3 protein-coding genes are annotated in these 4,097 nt (G+C 32.2%); 2 read left to right on the top strand and 1 reads right to left on the bottom strand.

Features of this window, described 5'->3' with window-relative positions; genetic code table 11:
- Positions 1-1,049 (bottom strand): S8/S53 family peptidase (locus tag M983_RS00140; RefSeq protein WP_483826417.1); only part of this gene is annotated, 1,049 nt, incomplete at its 3' end.
- A 323-nt stretch (positions 1,050-1,372) separates the two neighbouring features.
- On the opposite strand from M983_RS00140, the gene yegD reads away from it, so the two are divergent.
- Together yegD and M983_RS00130 are read left to right on the top strand one after the other, a co-directional pair.
- Complete coding sequence (gene yegD, locus M983_RS00135; RefSeq protein ID WP_066745143.1) at positions 1,373-2,725, top strand: molecular chaperone; 1,353 nt, start codon at positions 1,373-1,375, stop codon at positions 2,723-2,725.
- Between the two features lie 102 nt (positions 2,726-2,827).
- Positions 2,828-3,865 (top strand): threonine aldolase family protein, encoded by a 1,038-nt coding sequence (locus M983_RS00130; protein WP_066745140.1) that lies wholly within the window; start codon positions 2,828-2,830, stop codon positions 3,863-3,865.
- The last annotated feature ends 232 nt before the right edge of the window (positions 3,866-4,097 follow it).

The following is a 4,097-nucleotide window of genomic DNA, read 5'->3' as shown; positions in this document are numbered from 1 at the left end:
AAAAATTGAATATCTAAACTGACAATATCACCAACATTTACATCATTGATAATTAAATCTAAATCACCTGTATCATAAAAATAATAATGACATCCATAAGCAATTCCTGTAACACCAAAATCATTTTTTGACGCTACAATACAGCCTGTAGATGCTGTTCCATGATTACAATCCTCTGTTTCTGGACGACTATGTACAACTTTGATATTTGAATTTTTGAAATCTTCATGATGTTGATAAAGTCCAAAATCTAAGTGACGAACTGTTGCTCTTGATCCATTTATACCCTTATCCCATGCATTTATTATATTCATTCCTTGTGGCTGATTTAAATAGGTTTGTAGTGGCACAAAACAAGGAGTTTTAAATGTTTCTTTATTTTCATTATTAATATTTGAATTATAAGTAACATCTTTGTTTTCAGGCAGAAATGGAAAGTCTAATGGTAAATAATTAGCGGTATTGGGTGTAACACAACAATAATCTACGTAGTCTAACACTTCTATTTTTTCAGATAATTCTAGTAGTTTTTCAAAATCGGTCATTTCGTTGTAAATATAATACTCATAATTATGAATTGAACTTTTATAATCAACGCCAGAAAGATTTAACTTAACTGGTGTTATATTTATTCTCAATTTATCTTTAATTTCTTTTAATATACTATCGCTTTTGCTTAAAGCATTTTTTATTATTTTTATTTCCAAATAATAGCTATTAATTCCATCAATTTTTTTATTTGTATGTTTTTTTTGAATTGGATTATCTAATTTCTTTCTTTGCGAATTTTTAATAGATGCATTAATCTTGATTTTGTTTGAAGTACGTATCTTTGGTTTATTTTTCTCTTCTCCAACCAATAAATCAACATAATACTCACCAGTAATTATATTTTCAAATAAATAATTGTCATTTTTGGTTTTAATTTCTTTTATTAGAATGTTATTACGAAATAGTCTTATCTTAATGTTCTCTTTTTTTTCATTACAAAATGAAGTATATATTTTTGTTTCATCCGAATCGATAAATTTATATATATTTATTTTCATGAGCACCTCTTACAAATGATTTTTTATGAAAATTCGAATTATGTTAATGAGATAGTATTTGATACAATTTGAAAACATTCTTAATTTAAATTTATTCGTTATGGATATAAAAACTATTTTTTATTAATGTAGTTATCTTATTTGAAATTATTTAAGTATTTTAATTATTAAATCACATATTTTTCATTTAATTAACATTTATACATTGTTTACGTTTTTTAAATAATAGTGTTACTTTCTCTTAATTTATCAGTAGTAATTTATGTAAGCTTAATGTAGAGTTTTGCGTCTTTTTTTAAACTAACGCTAATTGAGGGGGCTAAATGTTTATTGGCTTTGACTATGGCACATCAAACTGTTCTGTTGCCATAATGAAAGAAGGGAAACCGACTCTTTTGCCGTTAGAGGGTGATAAGTTTTATATCCCGTCAACGCTATGTGCACCAACACGTGAGTCTGTATCAGAACATCTCTTTCGTCATTTAAATATAAAACCAACTACTGCTATTGGTGAACAATTACTAAGAAAATCAATTGCATTTAATCGAGATGAAGATATTGATTTAATGCCTGAAGATATTCTATTTGGTCAAGCCGCATTAGATTTATATCTAAACGATCCCCGTGATGTATATTACGTTAAATCACCTAAATCATTTTTAGGTGCATCAGGTTTACATGATATTCAGAAGTGTTTTTTTGAAGATCTAGTTTGTGCAATGATGGCAAATATTAAGCATCAAGCTGAAAAAACAACGCAAGAAATTATTACAGATACCGTTATTGGTAAACCGATAAATTTTAACGGTCTGGGTGGAGATGCATCAAATAAGCAGGCAGAGGCTATTTTAGTTAATGCTGCAAAACGTGCTGGCTTTAAGAATATTGTGTTTGAATTCGAACCGGTTGCGGCTGGACTTGAATATGAAGCTACCTTAAATAAAGATCAAATAGTCCTTGTTGTCGATATTGGTGGGGGAACAACGGATTGTTCTATTATTCAGATGGGACCTAGCTATCAAGGCAAAACAGATCGCTCTAGCGCATTATTAGCTCATAGTGGACAACGTGTCGGCGGCAATGATCTTGATATTTATCTTGCCTTTAAACAACTCATGCCATTATTTGGCATGACAGGGCTAACTACATCAGGTATAAAATTACCCCTTAAACAATTTTGGGATCCTATTGCGATTAATAATGTTGAGGCCCAAAAAGAATTTTATTCTCGACAAAACTTAGCCGTATTAAACCAATTAAGAAGAGATGCCAAAGAGCCAGAAAAAATAACCCGTTTACTCGAAGTGTATAATGAAACACTAGGGTATAATATAGTTCGTCGGGCTGAAGAAGCTAAAATTGCATTATCAGCATCACCTGAATATTTAGCAAATATCAACTTATTTAATGAAACGTTGTCACTTAATATTCATCAAGAGCAAATGATAGAATCTATTAATTCACCTAAAAATAAGATGATGGAACTTGTAAATGAAGCGGTTTTACAAAGTGGCGTAAAACCTGATGTCATATTTATGACTGGCGGATCAGCTCGTTCACCATTTTTATGTCAAGAAATAGAGAAACAATTGCCTAATGTACCTATTGTTAAGGGTAATGATTTTGGTTCAGTCACTGCCGGCTTAGCTCGTTGGGGTGATATCTGCTTTACTTAAGTAAATGATGTTAAAGCGCTACTCGTATTCACCTATTATATTGAATGTTTAGCATTTTTTATTTATCAAACAATATACAATCACAACTGAACAGGAGATGACATGTACCGCTTTCAAAATGATTATAACGAAATTGCACATCCTGCGGTCATGCAGGCAATTACTGATACAATTGGACAACGTTATGATGGCTATGGAATGGATAAGCTTTGCCAAAAAGCAGCCGAATTAATTAAACAGCGTATAAATCAACCAGATGCTGACCTCCATTTTTTTAATGGTGGAACAATTACGAATTTAACTGCAATATCCCATTTTTTACGACCTTATCAAGCGGTTATTTCAGTCAGTACAGGGCATATTGCAACCCATGAAACAGGTGCTATTGAGTCTACCGGACATAAAATTATTCCTGTTGTTTCTGCTGATGGCAAGTTATCTCCAGAATTATTAATGCCTATAATGGCAGAGCATAATGATGAGCATTGGGTAAAACCGAAACTTGTTTATATTACAAACTCTACTGAAATTGGTACTGTTTATCGTAAGGCTGAATTAATTGCATTACGCGAGTATTGTGATAAGCATAATTTATGGCTTTATCTTGATGGCGCCCGTCTAGCCAGTGGTTTAATGTCAACACAAAGTGATCTTACCATTGAGGATATCGCAACCTTAACCGATGCTTTTTATATCGGGGGAACAAAAATAGGTGCGATGTCAGCAGAAACATTGGTCATCACTCACCCTGATTTGAAAACTGACTTTCGTTTTAATCTAAAGCAAAAAGGGGGATTGCAGGCGAAAGGATGGCTATTAGGTGCTCAGTTTTATGCCTTATTTCAAGATGATCTTTATTTTAAGTTAGGTCAACATATTAATGACATGGCAGGGCAATTAGTTGACTTTTTCGTAAAACAAGGATTTGAATTTTTAGCACCACCAGAATCTAACCAAATATTTGTTATTTTACCAAGCTCTCTCGCTGATAAATTAACAAAACAGTTTGTTTTCCATCGAGTTTTACTTGAAAATCCTCAATTAAGTTGTTTACGTCTTTGTACATCTTGGTCTACAACTCAAGAAGATATTGATGGTTTTAAAGAAATATTTTTAGAGCTAGTGTTAAAAGCTGAATAGCCGATATCTGCGGTTTAACAATCTAAATGGGATTGATAGTCGATCCCATTTGCTACTTTTATTGTAATGAACTTAACTCTTCGCGACTAAGCCCCGTACTTTCAATAACTAACTCTATATTGATACCATTTTTAAGCAGGTGACGAGCCATTTCTAGTTGGCGCTGATAGGCTCGTAGTCTTTCTTGTTCAATGCCTTGAACTATGCCTTTTTCTATACCTTGAATGATGCC

Source organism: Proteus myxofaciens ATCC 19692 (assembly GCF_001654855.1).
Taxonomy (GTDB): domain Bacteria; phylum Pseudomonadota; class Gammaproteobacteria; order Enterobacterales; family Enterobacteriaceae; genus Proteus; species Proteus myxofaciens.
The sequence above is the reverse complement of the archived record's forward strand: the minus strand, read 5'-3'. Positions and strand labels throughout refer to the sequence as shown.